This is a genomic window from Xenorhabdus sp. BG5, assembly GCF_015163665.1.
In the GTDB taxonomy this organism is placed as follows: Bacteria; Pseudomonadota; Gammaproteobacteria; order Enterobacterales; family Enterobacteriaceae; genus Xenorhabdus.
The window spans coordinates 56617-75936 of the sequence record NZ_JADEUG010000007.1; the positions used below are offsets into that span (position 1 = coordinate 56617).

At 45.2% G+C, this 19320-nt stretch carries 18 protein-coding genes; 11 read left to right on the forward strand and 7 right to left on the reverse strand.

What is annotated here, in order from left to right:
• The first annotated feature begins 40 nt into the window (after nucleotides 1-40).
• Together IQ209_RS05775 and IQ209_RS05780 are read left to right on the forward strand one after the other, a co-directional pair.
• The gene (locus IQ209_RS05775; protein WP_193849819.1) at nucleotides 41-778 is read left to right on the forward strand and encodes an amino acid ABC transporter permease; all 738 of its coding nucleotides are present in this window, start codon (nucleotides 41-43) and stop codon (nucleotides 776-778) included.
• 1 nt (nucleotide 779) lies between these two features.
• The gene (locus tag IQ209_RS05780) at nucleotides 780-1493 is read left to right on the forward strand and encodes an amino acid ABC transporter permease (protein ID WP_193849821.1); all 714 of its coding nucleotides are present in this window, start codon (nucleotides 780-782) and stop codon (nucleotides 1491-1493) included.
• A gap of 189 nt (nucleotides 1494-1682) precedes the next feature.
• On the opposite strand, the gene IQ209_RS05785 is transcribed toward IQ209_RS05780, so the two are convergent.
• Nucleotides 1683-3164 carry an MFS transporter gene (locus IQ209_RS05785; RefSeq protein WP_193849823.1) on the reverse strand — a complete coding sequence of 494 codons (1482 nt, stop codon included), beginning with the start codon at nucleotides 3162-3164 and terminating at the stop codon, nucleotides 1683-1685.
• Nucleotides 3165-3264: 100 nt separating this feature from the next.
• Here IQ209_RS05785 and IQ209_RS05790 point away from each other — a divergent pair, with 100 nt between their 5' ends.
• A complete protein-coding gene (locus IQ209_RS05790) occupies nucleotides 3265-3804 on the forward strand; it encodes a TetR/AcrR family transcriptional regulator (RefSeq protein ID WP_193849825.1) in 540 nt (179 codons plus the stop codon).
• A gap of 202 nt (nucleotides 3805-4006) precedes the next feature.
• Nucleotides 4007-5344, forward strand: a complete 1338-nt coding sequence (locus IQ209_RS05795) for an NCS2 family permease (RefSeq protein WP_193849827.1) — start codon at nucleotides 4007-4009, stop codon at nucleotides 5342-5344.
• Between the two features lie 62 nt (nucleotides 5345-5406).
• Here the strand turns inward: IQ209_RS05795 and IQ209_RS05800 are convergent, their stop codons facing one another.
• Nucleotides 5407-6876 carry a glycosyltransferase family 39 protein gene (locus tag IQ209_RS05800; protein WP_193849829.1) on the reverse strand — a complete coding sequence of 490 codons (1470 nt, stop codon included), beginning with the start codon at nucleotides 6874-6876 and terminating at the stop codon, nucleotides 5407-5409.
• Nucleotides 6877-7022: 146 nt separating this feature from the next.
• On the opposite strand from IQ209_RS05800, the gene yihI reads away from it, so the two are divergent.
• The 3 genes from yihI to IQ209_RS05815 all read left to right on the forward strand — a co-directional run bounded on the left by yihI (nucleotide 7023) and on the right by IQ209_RS05815 (nucleotide 9482).
• The gene (gene yihI / locus IQ209_RS05805; protein ID WP_193849831.1) at nucleotides 7023-7544 is read left to right on the forward strand and encodes a Der GTPase-activating protein YihI; all 522 of its coding nucleotides are present in this window, start codon (nucleotides 7023-7025) and stop codon (nucleotides 7542-7544) included.
• A 153-nt stretch (nucleotides 7545-7697) separates the two neighbouring features.
• Nucleotides 7698-9071 carry an oxygen-independent coproporphyrinogen III oxidase gene (gene hemN, locus IQ209_RS05810; RefSeq protein ID WP_193849833.1) on the forward strand — a complete coding sequence of 458 codons (1374 nt, stop codon included), beginning with the start codon at nucleotides 7698-7700 and terminating at the stop codon, nucleotides 9069-9071.
• A 93-nt stretch (nucleotides 9072-9164) separates the two neighbouring features.
• Entirely contained in the window at nucleotides 9165-9482 is a 318-nt protein-coding gene (locus tag IQ209_RS05815) for a hypothetical protein (protein WP_193849835.1), read from the forward strand.
• Nucleotides 9483-9497: 15 nt separating this feature from the next.
• Here the strand turns inward: IQ209_RS05815 and IQ209_RS05820 are convergent, their stop codons facing one another.
• The 5 genes from IQ209_RS05820 to glnA all read right to left on the reverse strand — a co-directional run bounded on the left by IQ209_RS05820 (nucleotide 9498) and on the right by glnA (nucleotide 15294).
• Complete coding sequence (locus IQ209_RS05820; protein WP_193849837.1) at nucleotides 9498-10307, reverse strand: DUF4225 domain-containing protein; 810 nt, start codon at nucleotides 10305-10307, stop codon at nucleotides 9498-9500.
• 1 nt (nucleotide 10308) lies between these two features.
• Nucleotides 10309-10788: an Hcp family type VI secretion system effector gene (locus IQ209_RS05825; protein ID WP_193849840.1), complete on the reverse strand. Its 480-nt coding sequence runs from the start codon at nucleotides 10786-10788 to the stop codon at nucleotides 10309-10311.
• A 396-nt stretch (nucleotides 10789-11184) separates the two neighbouring features.
• Nucleotides 11185-12612: a nitrogen regulation protein NR(I) gene (gene glnG, locus IQ209_RS05830; protein ID WP_193849842.1), complete on the reverse strand. Its 1428-nt coding sequence runs from the start codon at nucleotides 12610-12612 to the stop codon at nucleotides 11185-11187.
• A gap of 20 nt (nucleotides 12613-12632) precedes the next feature.
• A complete protein-coding gene (glnL, locus tag IQ209_RS05835; RefSeq protein WP_370588401.1) occupies nucleotides 12633-13676 on the reverse strand; it encodes a nitrogen regulation protein NR(II) in 1044 nt (347 codons plus the stop codon).
• Nucleotides 13677-13884: 208 nt separating this feature from the next.
• Nucleotides 13885-15294, reverse strand: a complete 1410-nt coding sequence (glnA, locus tag IQ209_RS05840) for a glutamate--ammonia ligase (RefSeq protein ID WP_193849846.1) — start codon at nucleotides 15292-15294, stop codon at nucleotides 13885-13887.
• A gap of 326 nt (nucleotides 15295-15620) precedes the next feature.
• Here glnA and IQ209_RS05845 point away from each other — a divergent pair, with 326 nt between their 5' ends.
• From IQ209_RS05845 to yihX, 4 genes are all read left to right on the forward strand, one after another.
• Nucleotides 15621-16070: an antitoxin Xre-like helix-turn-helix domain-containing protein gene (locus IQ209_RS05845; RefSeq protein ID WP_193849848.1), complete on the forward strand. Its 450-nt coding sequence runs from the start codon at nucleotides 15621-15623 to the stop codon at nucleotides 16068-16070.
• Nucleotides 16067-16531, forward strand: a complete 465-nt coding sequence (locus IQ209_RS05850; RefSeq protein ID WP_193849850.1) for an RES family NAD+ phosphorylase — start codon at nucleotides 16067-16069, stop codon at nucleotides 16529-16531. The genes IQ209_RS05845 and IQ209_RS05850 overlap by 4 nt, the downstream gene beginning before the upstream one ends.
• Before the next feature lie 145 nt (nucleotides 16532-16676).
• Nucleotides 16677-18506 (forward strand): ribosome-dependent GTPase TypA, encoded by a 1830-nt coding sequence (typA, locus tag IQ209_RS05855; RefSeq protein WP_193849852.1) that lies wholly within the window; start codon nucleotides 16677-16679, stop codon nucleotides 18504-18506.
• 174 nt (nucleotides 18507-18680) lie between these two features.
• On the forward strand, nucleotides 18681-19298 hold the full coding sequence (gene yihX / locus IQ209_RS05860; RefSeq protein ID WP_193849855.1) for a glucose-1-phosphatase: 618 nt from the start codon (nucleotides 18681-18683) through the stop codon (nucleotides 19296-19298).
• The last annotated feature ends 22 nt before the right edge of the window (nucleotides 19299-19320 follow it).

Below are 19320 nucleotides of genomic sequence, written 5' to 3' on the forward strand. Positions count from 1 at the left end.
TTATTGCGGGGCTTTGCTGTTTGTTTATGCGGTGAATGATATGTTTGAGCAATTTATTACCGAGCATTTACTGGCTCCTGAATATCTTCTATGGCTTTGGCAGGGATTTCTGATCACCTTGTGGCTTTCTGCCTGTGTCATTATCTCCTCCACTTTACTGGGTTTTATGATTGCGGCGGTACGGGATAGCCAAATCAAGCCACTGCGCTGGCTGGTTACGGCTTACACTACGGTATTTCGTAACACGCCTTTGTTGGTACAGCTGTTTTTCTGGTACTTCGCATCCGGGCAAATTTTGCCACAAGCGGCGATGATATGGCTGAACACGCCCCACGACACAATAATTTTCGGTTTGACGCTGGAATGGCCATCCTTTGAATTTCTGGCGGGATTCATCGGACTCACTCTCTATTCAGCTCCGTTTGTTGCAGAAGAATTGCGTGCGGGCATTCAGGGAGTCGGACGCGGGCAAAAATATGCCGCCCATGCATTGGGTTTAACGGGCTGGCAGGCCATGCGTCACGTTGTATTGCCACAGGCATTGAAAATAGCTATGCCACCCTTATTGGGGCAATACATGAATATTGTCAAAAATTCATCATTAACCATGGCGATTGGTGTGGCAGAACTCTCCTATGCTTCTCGTCAGGTGGAAACCCAATCCTTACAAACCTTTGAGGCATTTGGTGTGGCGACAGTACTCTACATCGCCATTATTGTTGTGATGGAAGGCTGGGGACAATGGCGCCAACAGAGAACATTGGCGAGAGGGTCTTGATATGGACTTTACTGTTATTGCAGAAAACTGGCGTTACTTGTTATTAGGAACCTTTCCCGATGGGCCGTTGGAAGGGGCGGCATTGACGCTAGTCATCAGCATCATAGCGGGGACGATCTCCATCGTATTGGGTATTCTGGGTGGCGTTGCTCTGGCGATGTTGCGCGGTTTTTGGGCCAATTTATTGGCAGCAATACTGGGTTTCTTTCGCGCTATTCCGGTCATTATGCTGATTTTCTGGACATATTTCTTGTTGCCTGTCGTATTGGGGATGGAGATCCCTGAAATTACGACCGTTGTCTGTGCGCTGGCATTGATTACTTCGGCTTATTTAGCACATGGCGTCAAAGCGGGAATTTTAGCGATTGGTGATGGTCAATGGCGGGCAGGGTTATCACTGGGTTTCAATCGTTGGGAAGTCCTGTGGCATATCGTTTTGCCGCAGGCGTTGCGCATGATGGTGCCTTCATTTATCAATCAGTGGATTGCGTTAATCAAGGATACCTCATTGGCTTATATCGTTGGCGTGGCGGAATTGTCATTTTTGGCGACTCAAGTGAATAACCGCAGCATGGTTTATCCGATGGAAGTCTTTTTATTCGTTGCGTTGGTTTATTTTGTGATGTGTTTATCACTGGAATTGGTTGCCAATTATGTGGCCCGTCACTTCTCAGTGAGGCGTAAAAGTACAAACAATCTTCGGATTTTGACGTAAAAAGTTTTGACCGTGGCGCCTCAAAATTAATATCTGTCAGATATTTTCATTGTTGTATTCATTCCCTGCTGTGAGGCAGGGATTGTTTATTTATATACCAATCGCCTTTCAATATGCGTCTGATATCGTGTCGTAAATTGCAACTTGAAGTTTAATGCGTATATTTAGAAAATTACCTAATTGATTCAATCAATGATGTTTTTCTTTTCCAAACACCGCAATGAGCACCGCGGTCAACAACAGCAATGTCCCCGCTGCGATCAATACCGACAGGAATGAGTGATTAAAAGCCTGTTTTGCTGCATGGATCAGCGATAGTGCGACCTCTCCGTTTAGCCCTTCTGCGACAATAAGAGCTTCATCAATACTGTTTCGTGCCAATTCTGGGATGCTCATATCAGCCGGAAGGGTGAATGAGGCAGAATAGACCGCTACCATTAAACTGCCGAGAACGGCTATCCCAATTAAGCTTCCCAACTCATAGGCGACTTCTTCGATAGAGGCGGCGGTGCCAGCGCTGTTTTCTGGGGCATTCAACATGATGGAGGTGGAAGCGGCGGTCATTGCCGCACCAATACCAAATCCAATGATGCAAAATGCGGTGATTTGCACGAAAAGCCCGGATTGCAGGCCAGCGAGATAAACAAAGATCCCCAGTCCGGCAAAGGCGAGCGAGAGCCACATGATCCGTTCAGAGCCAAATTTGGGTATCGCAATCCCGGCCAAAGGGCCGGCAATAAAAGAGGCAATCGGAATGGGCAGAATAAATAATCCCGCCAGCAAGGGAGATAAGCCCATAGCGAGTTGGAAGCGTTGGCTGACAGCAAGTTCCATACCGACCAGTGCTGCTGTGGACACGAAAGCCGCGATAACTCCAGCGGTGAAAGTACGATTATGGAAGAGCTTGAAATCGATCATGGGGGTTGATGAATTTAACTGGCGACGAATGAAGATGGCCGTAAAAATAATGCCTGTGATGCCCACTGTCGCAGCAGTTACCAATGAAGGTACTGGTTTGCTTAACTCCTTGATCGCATAGGTGATACTGACCAAGCCAATCATGATTTGCACAGAAGCAATAAGGTCAAAGGTATGGTCTGGATTGTTTGGGCTTTTAGAAATAACGACCAGTGCAAAACCAAATGCAATGAGGGCAATCGGGACGTTGATCAGGAAAACCGAACCCCACCAGTAATATTCGAGCAGGAATCCGCCGATAACCGGACCAAGCGCGGCCCCGCCTGAAGCTATGGCAGACCAGATGCCAATAGCAAGTGCTCTTTCGTTTGGGTCTTCAAACGCTTGCCGGACTATAGCGAGTGTCGCAGGCATCATCATCGCCGCGCCAAAAGCAAGCACCACACGCGCCATAATCAGAGTGGCGGGGTTGGGGGAAAATGCCGCCATCAGTGATGCAACACCGAAAATGACTAACCCGTTAGTAAACAGTTTCTTTGCACCAAAACGGTCACTCAACGCCCCCATAGCGGGAAGTAAACCTGCGATGGTCAACGTATAAGCATTCATGATCCACAATTTCTCTGAAGCAGAAGCATGCAAATCATGTGTCAGTCGTGGCAAAGCGGTGTATAGCACAGTCATATCAATAACAACTAAGAAAAGTGCACTGGAAATAATAGCGAGCACAAGCCAGCGAATATTCGATTTCATAAGTAAATTCACCAATGCGGTTCGGCAATTTTGCCGAACCTTGACTAAATTGTTGGCGATCATTATAAATACATCCGTATTTAATGAAAAGGAGGTTCGCATGGGGCGACGTAAAACAATTGATCGGGAAGTTCTGCTGGATGCAGCGGAACACATTGTCACAACACATGGCGCTGCGGCTCTCACGATTGATGCGCTGGCGAAGGCGGTTGGCATTACCAAGGGGGGAGTGCAATACAGTTTTAGCACAAAAGATGGCCTTATTGATGCGATGTTTGCGCGTTGGGAGGCGAGTTATGATGAACAGTTTCATGAAATTGCCGGGAATGATCCTCACCCGCTGACAGCCGTGCGTGCGCATATTGAAGCGACCAGGCGATCTGATGAAGTATCGACAGCAAAGGCGGCTGGTTTGATGGCGGCTTTATTACAAACACCGGAACATCTTGAATCAACCCGTATCTGGTATCGACAACGCATAGCAGGCTTGGACACAACGACGGAAGAAGGTCGGCAGGCGCGTTTGGCGTTTTTAGCTACAGAGGGGGCATTCATTCTGCGTTTCTTTGGCTTAATGGATATGCCAGAGGATGAGTGGGGAGATATCTTTAACGACATTCTTGCTGTTATGTCACCCTGAATTTCTTTTGCAAGATCAATAGCAGACTAATCGAATAAAATATCGTCACAAAATGAATCCCCTCAAGAATCAAAATGTTATTTAACCTATTGATTACACGTATCGCAAACGTTTTCTTTTTTTGCCGTTGCAGGGTAACGATTTATATAGGTTTCCTGTAGGATAGGTCGAAAACTTCGCTTTTTTTGGGAAACAATATTACATGAGCACAATAAATTCTGGCTCTGTTCATCGTCAGGGCTTGCTTCAGCGCGTGTTTAAATTAGAGGAACATGGCACAACGGTTCGTACTGAAATAATTGCCGGGCTGACAACTTTTCTAACGATGGTCTATATCGTCTTTGTTAACCCTCAAATTCTGGCGGTTGCAGGCATGGATATTAAAGCGGTATTTGTCACGACCTGTTTAATTGCCGCAGTGGGCAGCATTATGATGGGATTGATGGCGAATCTGCCTGTTGCCGTTGCACCTGCGATGGGACTGAATGCGTTTTTCGCCTTTGTTGTGGTCGGTGCGATGGGGCTTTCGTGGCAGGTTGCGATGGGGGCAATTTTCTGGGGTGCGGTGGGACTATTTATATTGACTCTCTTTCGTGTCCGTTACTGGATGATCGCCAATATTCCATTGAGCCTGCGTGTGGGTATTACCAGTGGTATCGGTCTTTTCATTGCCATGATGGGGCTGAAAAATGCGGGCATTATTGTGCCTAATCCCGACACGATTGTCTCAATCGGCAACTTTGCTTCCCATAATGTCTTGTTGGGGACATTGGGCTTTTTCATCATTGCCATTTTAGCGGCACGTAGTTTCCATGCGGCGGTGTTGGTTTCAATTATTGTGACAACCGGTATCGGCTTGCTGATGGGACATGTGGAATATCACGGTGTTTTTGATCTGCCACCCAGTGTGATGAGCGTGGTAGGTAACGTTGATGTAAAAGGTGCTCTGAATATCGCGTTAGCTGGCGTGATTTTCTCATTTATGTTGGTGAACTTGTTTGATTCTTCCGGCACATTGATTGGTGTGACGGATAAAGCGGGTATTGCCGACAGTAATGGCAAATTCCCGCGCATGAAACAAGCTTTGTACGTGGACAGTATCAGTTCGGTGGCGGGTTCTTACATTGGAACTTCTTCGGTTACCGCTTATATTGAAAGCTCTTCGGGCGTTTCTGTTGGCGGTAGAACTGGTTTGACGGCGATTGTCGTGGGTATTTTATTCCTGCTGGTGATGTTTATCTCACCGCTGGCAAGCATGGTGCCTGCCTATGCCACAGCGGGAGCTTTGGTCTATGTGGGCGTCCTGATGACATCCAGTTTGACAAGGGTGAAATGGAACGATCTGACTGAATCCGTCCCTGCTTTTATCACCGCGGTGATGATGCCATTTAGTTTCTCCATTACCGAAGGTATTGCACTGGGTTTTATCGCCTACTGTGCCATGAAATTGGGTACGGGCAAATGGCGTGAAGTCAGCCCATGTGTTCTTGTTGTGACACTATTGTTTGTATTAAAAATGGCGTTTGTGGATGCCCACTGAGCACGATTGAAACAGTGACTAAGAGAAAGCCTGACAGCAACTTATGTCAGGCTTGCTTATTATCATTGAATATTCTTAGGCGCGATAAAGCCAATGCAGACAGTGTCGAACTCAGTACTTGGTTGGGCTTGGAAGGAAAACGCTTCTTTGTGACTGAGCACCAATGATGGCCATTGTGCAAACGTATGTTGGAAATCTTCCTCTGCACAGTCCTTTCCTCGCTCTCCCACTAGCAAGGCACCATATTTCACAATATTGTCTTCTTTGATATGGCGGTTATAGATATTCGGTGGCACACCATTATTTAATTCCCAGGGTTGTATCGTTTCTGGGTGATAGTGGCTATAAAATGTCAGCCATTGGTGCAGATATTCGCCACCAACATAACGTAATGGTGTTGGATACAGTTCGTTCCAGCGTTGATCAAGTTGGTTGGCAAAGGTTTTTATGCCAACAAATTTTTGTCCTGCATCACGGACATTTGCCATCATTACACCGACATACCCGATCAACACGAATACACCAAACATGACCAGCCCCCGTAATGTGCCTCGCAGAGGTTTATTGGGGAATACAGCTATCGAACCCACCAACAGTGCTGGCGAAACGACCATAAAAGGTTGTACCCATTCGGTCATACGCCCGCCCTGATTGAAGGAGAACCAGCCATAAATAATCAGCAGAGGCAGCAGGATCACGATATTAGCCAGCGCATTGGATTGCTGCTTGGGCCAGCCAATCCGGCCACCCAACAGATAAATAATGACACTGACGATAATTAACGGGTAGAACACGGAAAGCAGGGCGCGCGTAGTATGTAAGTTGAACCCTTTCTGAATTTGGGAGCCGACCCATTTAAAGGCGGCGAAATCGTTATGCACCAGCCACCAAACGTTCGGCAGTATCAGCGCGAACCAGATGACAATAGCAAGATAAAACAGCGGTTCCCGATAGTTGCGGCGTATTTTAGGCACGAACAGGGAGAGCAAAAAGACCGTGCCGACGATAGAAAGCGAAGAATATTTTGCCATCGTTGCCAGCCCTGTGGTGAGGGCGAATGCCAGCCACCATTTGGGGTGATCGTCAATGGCACGCAGGAAAAACAACAATGACCACGGCCAGAGCATCACTAAAAGGTAATTATCATTATAAGGAATGATATCAAAATTGATGATACCGGATAGGTTCAAAGTCAGCATGGCAAGCCATGCGAGTACAACGTTGCCCGTCAGCCGGAAAGCCAGTTGCCAAACTCCAAGCATACCGATGGCAATAGCAACAAAGTGGGTGAAATACCAATAAAAACTGAGAGAAATGTTGCTGATAGAGATAGCAGGTAGCATGATGGCTCCCACTAGCCACGGGTTTTTGGGTGAACCCCATTCCCCATTAATACCCCAGTTTAAAGCTTCTACGGCATCATAAGGAACGGTGGGATCGAGGAAGTAACTTGCTATTATCCACAAAACGGCATAACCAGTGACCGAAAGATACAATGGCATGCGATAAGAAGAGGTATCAAAAAAACGCATGGTAGCCTGAAAATATTATTTGAGTTAAATCTATCCATAATACTAGACGAAATTTAAACAATAAGTGAATGACATTGGATGTTAAAGGGAGTTTCTGTTAGATTCCGCCGAAAATATCTTGATAAAAATGAGTTGAGTCACAAGCTATGAGCCCGTTAAAGAAAAAATCACCGGCGAAACCTTCCGCTGGTAAGCAAAAAAGAAAAAGTCGCGCAGAGCTGGATGCAGAAGGGCGCGAACGTAAAAGCCAGAAAAAACAACGTGGTAAACCGTCAGGCAGCCGTCATAACGGTCATGACAGTAATAAAAAGCGTTCAGTAGCCAAGCAGGAAAAAGATTCACGCATTGGCAGTAAAGTTCCTGTTCCTCTGATCGTTGGTGAGAAAGAGAGGGTAGTGAAACCAACGGTTAAGCCGGCTATAGAGAAACAGAAACCTCGCCTGTCCCCGCAGGAAGAGCTGGACATGTTGGAAAATGATGAGCGATTGGATGACTTATTGGCACGTCTTGAACAGGGTGAAAAACTGTCCCAGGAAGACAATGCTTATGTCGACAATACGCTCGATCGCATTGATACCCTGCTGGAAGAGTTGGGCATTGAGCTGGAAGAAGAGGACGACGAGGAAGAACGACAAGAAGATATCATGCAATTGCTGAAGGGTAAGTAACGCCTTCATCAATGAATTGTGATCGTAAAAGGCGGGTTCATTCTGATAACCATGACACTAATAACCACAATATTAGTATGTTGTTTATTGTGGTTATTGGGTAAACTATGGCGGCTATCGTTTTGATGGGCGAAAACAGCGGAAGGAATAAGCATGTCAGAGCAAGCCATTGTTTGGGATCTGCCTTTGATCCAAAAATACAACTATTCAGGGCCTCGTTATACGTCGTATCCAACAGCATTGGAGTTTAACCAACAATACGATGCATCTGCTTTTGCTCAGGCCGCTGCCCGTTATCCTAATCGCCCACTTTCCCTCTATATTCATATCCCGTTCTGCCATAAGCTGTGTTATTTCTGTGGTTGCAATAAGCTGGTGACGCGCCAAAAGCACAAGGCGGATGAATATCTGACTGTGTTGGAAAAAGAGATTGCTGCCCGCGCCACATTATTTTCCCAGCGGAAAGTCAGCCAGATGCACTGGGGCGGAGGCACGCCAACTTATCTGGACAAAACACAGATCAGCCGATTGATGTCGATGCTGCGCAGCCATTTCCATTTTCTGCCTGATGCTGAACTTTCCATTGAAATTGATCCGCGTGAAATTGAACTCGATGTCATTGATCATTTGCATCACGAAGGCTTTAATCGCCTGAGTATGGGGGTGCAGGATTTCAATAAAGATGTACAACGTTTGGTGAATCGAGAGCAGGATGAAGCGTTTATTTTCGCACTGATCAAGCGTGCCCGTGAAATAGGTTTTACATCCACCAGCATTGATCTGATTTATGGCCTGCCGAAACAGACACCTGAGAGTTTTGCCTTTACCTTGCGGCGCGTGTTGGCCTTGTCTCCTGATCGCTTAAGTGTCTTCAACTATGCCCACTTACCGAATTTATTTGCGGCACAGCGCAAGATTAAGGAGCAGGATTTACCCACTGCGACGCAGAAGCTGGATATATTGCAAGAAACGATTGCGACCCTGACAGGGAATGGCTATCAGTTTATTGGGATGGATCACTTTGCCCGTCCTGATGATGAATTGGCGATTGCCCAACGCCAAGGTATCTTGCACCGTAACTTTCAGGGATATACCACGCAGGGAGAATGCGATTTATTGGGTATGGGGGTTTCCGCGATCAGTATGCTGGGGGATAGCTACGCCCAGAACCAGAAAGATCTGAAAACTTACTATGCGGCGGTGGACGCACAGGGCCATGCTTTATGGCGTGGTTTATCCTTGACGCAAGATGATTGTATTCGCCGTGATGTGATTAAGGCATTAATCTGTAACTTCCGGCTGAATTTTGCGGATATTGAGCAGCACTATGGGCTGAATTTCACAGATTACTTTGCCGAAGACCTGCAATTGTTGGCCCCGTTGGCAGCAGATGGGTTAGTTGAAGTGACCGAATCGCAGATCCAGGTAGCTCCGAAAGGGCGCTTGCTGATACGTAATATTTGTATGTGTTTTGATAGCTATCTGCGTATTCAGATGCGACAGCGGCAATTTTCGCGGGTGATATGAGGGCTTAATTTTCTATTGAAATATCTAACACATTACGATTGGCTGAGATAGGCGAATCTAAACACTCCCGATAAAAATCAGAGGTAAGTAACTATGGAAAAAGTAACAGAAGAATTAATGATAGAACATGGCTTTACATTAAAGGAAATAAATAAAATAAAATCTGCTTCTCAGCGGTCTGGTCACGATATAAAAAAAGAAATTATGATTCTAAGTAATGGATTTTATGGTTTAATGTTAGGATTGATTATTATATTTTCCTTTTTTATTTCTGTTGTTGTTTTTGTTACTGACGTTAATTATTCAAGTGTTATACCGACCATTTTTATTTCACTTTTTTTTGCGTTGTTTTTTTCTTCTCCTAAATTAAAATATAAATCCTTTATGTTCTTGAGGAAGCATAAAGGATAGATGTGTCTATTTTTGTTATTTTTTATTGTAATCTGGATTGTTATATATATCATAGGCCGATTTTATGGTAATCCCATCGGCCATTATTTCAAAGCCTAATGCGTATCCTTGCATAAGTTGGTAACTACGAACATAATCTTGGTTTATATGATGGAATAATCTCCATGCTTCTGGTTTTAATGTGTTTCTAAATAAACCATAACCTGAAAGTGCTAAATCTACTCCACCATAGACTAGGCTTCCTGTTTTTTTACTATAACCTAAAAATTCTGTAGCATATTCATATCCATATCGCAAATAACCTTTGAAATCAGCATCATTTTCAATAATAGCTCCAAGGTTTTCTTGAATGTTACCTATACCATGAACTATGAGACCTGCGCCGGCTATGTTACCAACAACTGCACCAACTCCAGTGGTATCTCCTGCACTCATAATAGCTATTCCTGTACTAATTTGAGTTCCTCCTACAATTATACCAATTCCTTTTAGTATATAATCAGAAAAATCAAGTTTTTTCCTGATTTCAATAGTGGCATATTGTTTGTAAAAATTATATTTTAACAAGTTTTCTTGACGAATTAAATTTTCCGTTTCTGCATTAAGTGCACTTAATGCTTCTTGCTTCAAATCGATATAATCTGATCCTTTATGCATATCAAGATAGTATTGTGAATATTTTTTTACTTCGTTTAAAAACTTGTTTCTTACATATTCGTTTCTAATAAATCTAGATGAAGATAATGCTACTTCATTAAGTCGTTTTGCAGCCAATGGTACCTGTGTTACATAATAATAATCTACTTGTTGTGTACGTTGATACATTTTAGTAAACCCTATCATCCCAAATACTATATCCGTTAGTCCCGGCTAAATGATGCTGCCATGTTATGCTTTTATATTTTAAGGAAATGATCTCTTGCGGCTGAACATCGTTATGAGTTAGAGAGTTAGGGCAAATAATGTCAATGTTACTTATAGTGGCATTTGTAATTTTTATAGTGAAGTAAAGTGTGATTCCACCATTGCTATCAGTTCTGTATAAATCAAATATACAATCTAATTCCTCATTATTTGAGATTGCTACGCCTAATAATGGAGTAGACTTATCCAATGGTTTTTTAATTGTAATAGGAAAGTGATTGACATTTTGTTCTCTTGATAATGCATGACTTAATTCGTAAATATATATTTGGTCTTCACGACCACTTTGATAAAGATTACCAATTGAACTTTCTGATGAACATCCAGAAGATATTAAACCTTGTTTTTTCCCTTTTATCGTTAAATAAATAATATTAGCCATTCTATTTTTCCTTGTTGTGTTTTTACTCACCATAAAATACAGAATGATTATTTACTTTGTCAATGATGTTTATCATTTCTTGACAAAGTTAACTGTATTTAATTTATGGTGTTTTATGTTTCTATAAGTGAATGTTTAAATAATTATATTTTTATTGTGTAATAGTATGGTTTTTCTTTGGATTTTTATTTTTAAAATTTCAATTAAATAATCTATACCCATCTCACTTCAAGATGCATATTGTTTCTCCCCGCGAAGCGGAGAGAAACAAAGAGTTATGTTGTCTTATAATGAGCAACTTGAAAGGTAACGCATATGTGTAATTTTAATTGTTAAATGAGTTAGAGAAATGGCAAAATGCTGAATAATACATACAGCAATTTTAGAATCGTTTGGTTATAACCCCAGTTCCTTCAATTTCCGCGTTATCGTATTTCTTCCCCAGCCTAGCAAACGGGCGGCTTCCTGTTTATGTCCGTTGGTATATTTCAGTGCGCAATTAAGCAAAGTGCGTTCCAGCAATGGTAGTACATCGGCAAGGAGATCCGTTTTTCCCTCTTTTAAGGCATGTTGTGCCCATTCAGCCAACAGTTGTGGCCAGTTTTCAGGTAGCGTGGAACGTGAAACAGAGGCGTTTCCTGCCTGTCCTGTGAGTGGGTTGCCAATCAAGTCAGCGGGCAGATCCTGTACCAGTACTTCCTTGCTTGCCGCCATCACGGTCAGCCAGCGGCAGACATTTTCCAGCTGGCGAACATTGCCTGACCACGGCAGATGCATCAGTGCGAGTTCCGTATCAGAATGCAACACCTTGGCTTCAACCCCCAACTCTTTGGCCGTGTGTTGCAGGAAATGGTGTGCCAGACGAGGAATATCTTCCACTCTGTCCCGCAAAGGCGGTAGCTGGACGCGAATCACATTCAGGCGATGGTAGAGATCTTCCCTGAATTTACCTTCTGCAACGCGTTGCTCAAGATTCTGGTGAGTGGCGGCGATAATCCGGACATCCACCTTCACAGGTGCATAGCCCCCGACGCGATAAAATTGTCCTTCAGCCAGAACCCGCAGCAAGCGAGTTTGGATATCCAGCGGCATATCACCAATTTCATCTAAAAACAGTGAGCCGCCATTGGCTTGTTCAAAACGACCGTGGCGCACTTGATTTGCACCTGTGAACGCGCCTTTCTCGTGACCAAACAGTTCGGATTCAATCAGGTCTTTCGGGATTGCCGCCATATTCAGGGCAATAAAGGGTGCTGAAGCGCGTGGACTGTGGCGGTGAAGGGCATGGGCAACCAGCTCTTTTCCTGTGCCGGATTCACCATTGATTAACACACTGATGGAGGAGCGGGAAAGGCGGCCGATAATTCGGTATACCTCCTGCATAGCGGGGGCTTCTCCGATCATATCTGAAACCGATACCGGCAACTGTGGATTGGAGGTTGATTGGTGTTGTTCCCGATAATGACTCAGTGCTCGTTCAACCAGCGCAACAGTTTCATCAATATCGAAAGGCTTTGGCAGATAATCGAATGCGCCATGTTGGTAGGCACTGACCGCGGCATCCAGATCAGAATGGGCCGTCATAATGATGACCGGAAGCTGTGGGTAGTTCTGCTTTATCTGGTTGAGCAAACTCAGCCCGTCCAATCCGGGCATACGGATATCTGACAGAATCACTTCTGGGTGACCTTGTCCTAGCGCGGCCAATACGGCATCGGCATTTTCAAAACTGATACACTCCATCCCTGCGCCACTTAGCGCCCGTTCAAGTACCCAGCGGATAGAACTGTCATCATCAACGATCCAGACTTTTCCTCGTTGCATTGTCACCCCCTACTTAACGGTTATTTCTTGATCGGCAAGTAAATGGAAAATTCCGTATGCCCTGGCCAACTGGTAAATTCAATTTTGCCCGCGTGTTGATCAATAAGATTACGTGCTATGGATAAGCCAAGTCCAGTTCCTCCTGCATACCCGCTGACCATCGGGTAAAAAAGCGTATCCTGAATATTGGGGGGAATACCAGGCCCATTATCTGCAATATCAATTCGGGCAGCCAAGCGGTAACGTTCACCCTGTAAGGTAATCTGGAATGCGGTTCGCGTTCTCAGGGTGATAATCCCTCCCTTCTCCCCTAATGCTTGTAAGGCATTGCGGGTGATATTTAGTAATACTTGTTCAATTTGGTCAGGATAATGCGCCAGTTCAGGCAAGCTCGGATCATAATCTTTAATCAGCGTGACATTGGCAGGCATTTCCAGTGAGACCAATTGACAGACTCGCTCTACCACATGGTGAATGCTCTGGCGGGTTTGAGCACCTGGATGCTGTGGCCCCAATAATCGATCAACGAGGTTGCGTAACCTGTCTGCCTGTTCAATGATCACTTGGGTATATTCCCTCAAGGACGGATCTGGCAGTGCTTTGGCAAGCAACTGTGCGGCACCCCGCAATCCGCCAAGAGGGTTCTTGATTTCATGTGCCAGCCCCCGAACCAATTCCCGCGCAGCCGCCTGCTGTGCTTGTTGGATCTGCTCTTGGCTTAACCGGCGTTGACTGTCCATAGATGCCAGTTCCAGCAGGATAAACTGTTCGGAAATTGGTTGGGCACTGAGCGACATCACATGTGAGTGATTATTGATCACCAATATGACTTCGTTATCGGTAAAGCCATGACCGTTGATCAAACTGGAACGCATCAATTCTGTATCCAGTGAAATATAACTAAACAGGATAGGAAGGGGCGTGCCGAATAATTTACGGGAACTTTGTGCCAGAAGTTGCATAGCAGAATGATTGGCGTAGCGAATAATCAAATCATTATCCAATACCAGGACGTTGTTTATCTGTGAGTCGAGAATCTGTTCTGCTTTGGGCAAACTAACCATGGTCATTCAGTTCCTGCACTTTTTTGGTGCGTTGTCGCTTATTTAAGCATAGTTCGATGAATCCTTCCGCTCAGCATATATCCTCATGGGTAATACAATTGTGTATATGTAAGGGAAAAAAGCCCATCCAAAGATGGGCCAAACGTTTCACGGCAACAAAAAAACACGAGTAATGCTATCACGTTATGGAAAATTACCCGATAAGGCACTACACACTGTAATACAGTTCAAACTCCAGAGGGTGTGGTGTCATGCGAACACGTTCAATTTCCCCATTCAATAAATTGATATAAGCATCAATCGTATCATCAGTGAAAACACCACCGCGTGTCAGGAATTCGCGGTCGGCATCCAATGCGGCCAGCGCTTCTTCCAAAGAAGAGGCCACGGTTGGGATCTCTTGGGCTTCTTCGGCGGGCAGGTCATACAAGTTTTTATCCATCGCGTCACCCGGATGGATTTTGTTAATGATGCCATCCAAACCTGCCATCAACAGTGCAGAGAAGGCCAGATAAGGGTTCGCAGCGGGATCAGGGAAACGCACTTCAATACGGCGAGCTTTGGCGCTGGCGACCACAGGAATACGGATAGAAGCAGAACGATTACGGGCAGAATAGGCCAGCATCACCGGGGCTTCAAAGCCAGGTACCAGACGTTTGTACGAGTTAGTGGTTGGGTTGGTAAAGGCGTTTAACGCACGGGCGTGTTTGATGACACCGCCGATATAGTAAAGCGCCATTTCGGACAGGCCGCCGTACTTGTCACCCGCAAACAGGTTAGTGCCATTTTTGGCCAGTGACATATGACAGTGCATACCTGAGCCGTTATCGCCCACCAATGGTTTTGGCATAAATGTCGCGGTCTTACCAAATTCATGGGCAACGTTATGAACCACATATTTATAAATCTGGGTTTCATCCGCTTTTTTGGTCATGGTATTAAAGCGGGTGGCCACTTCGTTTTGTCCGGCAGTTGCGACCTCATGGTGGTGGGCTTCAACCACTAATCCCATTTTTTCCATGGTCAGGCACATGGCTGAACGCAGGTCTTGGGAAGAATCTACAGGAGGAACCGGAAAGTACCCTCCTTTAATGCCCGGACGATGGCCTTTGTTACCGCCTTCATAGCGTGTACCGCTGTTCCAGGCGGCTTCTGTATCATCAATATGGTAGTAAGAGCCAGAGATGGAGCTGCCGAAACGGATATCATCGAACAAGAAGAATTCGGGTTCTGGCCCGAATAAAACGGTATCAGCAATATCGCTTGCCCGCAGGAAATCTTCTGCGCGTTTCGCAATGGAGCGAGGATCGCGGCTATAGCCTTGCATGGTGCCCGGTTCGAGGATATCGCAGCGCAGAATGAGGGTAGCATCATTAAAGAAGGGATCCAGCATCGCGGTGCTTGGATCTGGCATTAACACCATGTCGGATTCATTGATACCTTTCCAGCCACCGATAGATGAACCGTCAAACATTTTGCCATCTTCAAAGAAATCTTCATCAACTTGGTGGGCAGGAATAGTGATATGTTGTTCTTTACCTTTAGTGTCAGTAAAACGTAAGTCAATAAACTTCACCTGATGTTCTTCAATCATGGACAAAACATGTTCAGCGGACATACTGGCTCTCCTGAAAAATTAAGGGCAATGGTGGATCTCGGTATGATCAATTTTATAAAACCACTATTGCCAGAAATAAATGCGAAAAGTGTGCCAATATTTAAAAATCATTTAGTATCAATATGATAAAAATGTATGGCAGAAGGAAGAGAAATAAAATGAATAATATAGCGTGTGGCTTTAGGTATTTTGCACCAAATTGGTGATTTTCCATAATATGATTGCATTATTATGGTGCATCCGGCCGACTGAAATTTCACAAACTTGCTTGTCACGGAATCAATTGATATGTTGTTATTATATCAATTGAATATTTGGAGGTTCGCATGGTCTTTACTCTCAAAGAATATCAGACTACTCGTGATACCAACACCAACTTCTGGCAAGCCGTTGGAATACCTGCCCGTGGTGCAAAATTGCACCAAGCCTTACGGGAAGGAATGCCCTATGCTGTCTACACCAAACTCGCTGCTGTAGCTGGTCTGGAACTCAAAGAACTCGCGAAGTATGTCGCCATTCCCCAGGCTACGTTGCAGCGCCGAGCTAAACTAGGCCGATTCAAAACGGATGAGAGCGATAGGCTGTACCGCTTTGCAGAAGTTCTGAAAGCCGCGACAGCTTTGTTTGAAGGTGACACAGCGCGAGCTTGTCAATGGCTACTCAACCCCGTTCGCGGTTTGGGTGGTCGCAGACCTGTTGAGATGATCGCTATTTCTGCCGAGGCAAGCGCTGTGTTGGATCTGATCGGTCGTTTGGAGCATGGTGTCTTTGCATGAATGAGATCATTGCTTACAGGCTGGTCAAGAGGAAATGGCTGAATTCTGCTTTCGATGGTGAAGGCGCCCGTCTTTATGGTGGTCGCTGGAATAGCCGAGGACGGCCTTGTGTATATTTGGCTAGCTCGGAATCATTGGCGATGCTAGAGGTTATGGTTCATCTCGACGACTACAGCCTATTGCTACATTACGCGCTATTGGAAGTGAAGCTGCCAGCGGAGGTTGTTTTGCATCTTCCCTCTGAGCAATTACCGGAAGATTGGCGGGATGAACCGGCTCCACCATCAACAGCGGAGATTGGGGATGGGTGGTTAGAAAGTGGTGAAAGCCTTGCTTTGGCCGTCCCTAGTGTCGTTGTCCCGCGTGAGTTGAACTACATCATCAATCCAGCTCATCCTCTGTTCGAGCAGGTCACTGGCAATGCCGCTGAACTCGACTTCCGGCCAGATGGACGCCTATGATTTAGGTGTCCCCAACTTTTAATACCCGTGCAACCATCCAAAGTGTATAATGCTGCACTTTTGTTCGGCGGCGGCCAAGTAAAACAGAATTCTTTTTATGTACGCTTGAGTACATAAATGATTTTCGCGTTATCGGAATTTTTAAATGTCAAATGAAATTAGTAAGTTAAGAAATATAGCAATTATTGCTCACGTCGACCATGGCAAAACCACACTGGTTGATAAACTCCTGCAACAGTCCGGTACTTTTGGAGAACGTGCTGCAACAACTGAGCGTGTGATGGATTCCAATGATCTGGAAAAAGAACGTGGTATTACCATCCTTGCAAAGAACACTGCCATCAGATGGAATGACTATCGTATCAATATCGTAGACACCCCAGGCCACGCCGATTTTGGTGGCGAGGTTGAACGTGTAATGTCAATGGTAGACAGTGTCCTGTTGCTGGTTGATGCGATGGATGGTCCAATGCCACAGACTCGCTTTGTAACCCAGAAAGCATTTGCTCATGGCCTGAAACCTATTGTGGTGATCAACAAGGTTGACCGTCCGGGTGCTCGCCCTGACTGGGTCGTAGATCAGGTGTTTGACTTGTTTGTGAATCTCGGTGCAACCGATGAGCAGCTGGATTTCCCAATCATTTATGCTTCTGCGTTGATGGGCGTTGCGGGTAACGAGCATACCGATATGGCCGAAGACATGACTCCGCTGTATCAGGCAATCGTTGATCATGTTGAGCCACCAAAGGTTGACCTTGATGGCCCATTCCAGATGCAAATTTCGCAGTTGGATTACAACAACTACGTTGGGGTTATCGGTATCGGCCGCATTAAGCGTGGTATGGTAAAAACAAACCAAAATATCACTATCATCGACAGCGAAGGTAAAACTCGCAACGGTAAAGTCGGCAAGGTCTTTAGCCATCTGGGATTAGAGCGTATTGAGTCTGATAAGGCGGAAGCTGGCGATATCATCGCCATTACCGGCTTGGGTGAGCTGAACATTTCCGATACCCTGTGTGACGTCAATGCGGTTGAAGCGTTGCCTGCACTGGCCGTTGATGAGCCTACCGTCAGCATGTACTTCTGTGTCAATACTTCACCGTTCTGTGGTCGTGAAGGTAAATACGTGACTTCTCGCCAGATCCTTGATCGTCTGAAAAAAGAGCTGGTTCATAACGTAGCACTGCGTGTTGAAGAAACTGAAGATCCAGATGCATTCCGTGTATCAGGCCGTGGTGAACTGCATTTGTCTGTTCTGATAGAGAACATGCGCCGTGAAGGTTTCGAGTTAGCGGTTTCCCGTCCAAAAGTTATTTTCCGCGAAATTGATGGCCGTAAGCAGGAACCTTTCGAGCAGGTCACTCTGGATATCGAAGAACAGCATCAAGGCGATGTGATGCAGGCATTGGGTGAGCGTAAAGGGGAAATGCGTGACATGCTGCCAGATGGCAAAGGTCGCGTTCGTCTTGATTACGTCATTCCAAGCCGTGGTCTGATCGGTTTCCGTACTGAATTCATGACCATGACTTCGGGTACGGGTTTGTTGTACGCCACATTCAGCCACTATGATGACATCCGCCCAGGTGAGATTGGCCGCCGCCAAAATGGTGTGCTGATTTCCAACGGACAAGGCAAGGCAGTTGCTTACGCGCTGTATGGTTTGCAGGAGCGTGGTAAATTGTTCCTGGGTCATGGTACTGAAGTGTATGAAGGCCAGATTATTGGTATTCACTCACGTTCAAATGACCTGACCGTTAACTGTCTGACCGGTAAGAAACTGACTAACGTGCGTGCATCAGGTACGGATGAAGCGACAACCCTGTCTCCACATATCAAGAAAACCTTGGAGCAGGCGTTGGAGTTTATTGACGACGACGAATTGGTTGAAGTCACTCCAGTGTCAATTCGCTTGCGTAAGCGTCATTTGACTGAGAACGATCGCCGTCGTGCAAATCGTAGTAAAGAAGTTTAATTTCTGGATTATGCATTGCATATGACAGTTTGAACATCAACAGCTTAGGGCATTTCGGTGCCCTGAGTTCTTTTATGATATCCCCCTTCCAGCCATTTTTTTATCTCATCATTCTTTTTTCTTAACAAAAGTATGATAAAAGTACTCAACAATGAGCGTCAGTCAGGAGGGATTATGCTGTATATTTTCGATCTGGGTAACGTGATTATTGATATTGATTTTAAAAGAGTACTGGCTGTTTGGAGTAATCTGAGCGGGACACCGCTGGCAACATTGACCCCAAAATTTTCGCAGGGCGAGACGCTTGAAAAACATGAGCGTGGACAAATTAGTGACACTGAATTTGCAGAAATGATGTGTGATGAGATGGAGGTCTCACTCAGTTTTGAACAATTTGCGGAAGGCTGGAATACAATCTTTATCGATGTCAGGCAGGAAGTCATTGAGTTAATGAATAAATTGCGTGCTAAAGGGCATCGTGTGGTTGTTCTGTCAAATACAAATCGTCTGCATCTTGATTATTGGTCAGTGCATTATCCTGAGATTGCCGCATCAGCGGATTTCCTTTATTTATCCCAAAATTTAGGCATGCGTAAACCAAATCTTGATATTTTTAACTATGTGCTTGCAGCGGAAGGTGTGACAGCGGAGCAAGCCATATTCTTTGATGATCTTTTAGAAAACGTCGAAGCAGCAAAAAAATCAGGCATCAATGCAATTCATGTGTCTGACAGGCGTGTCATCCCCGATTATTTTAAGTCACATGATTTCTCACTCCCCGCAAAAAATTAACATTGTTAGCTTACTGCAACGG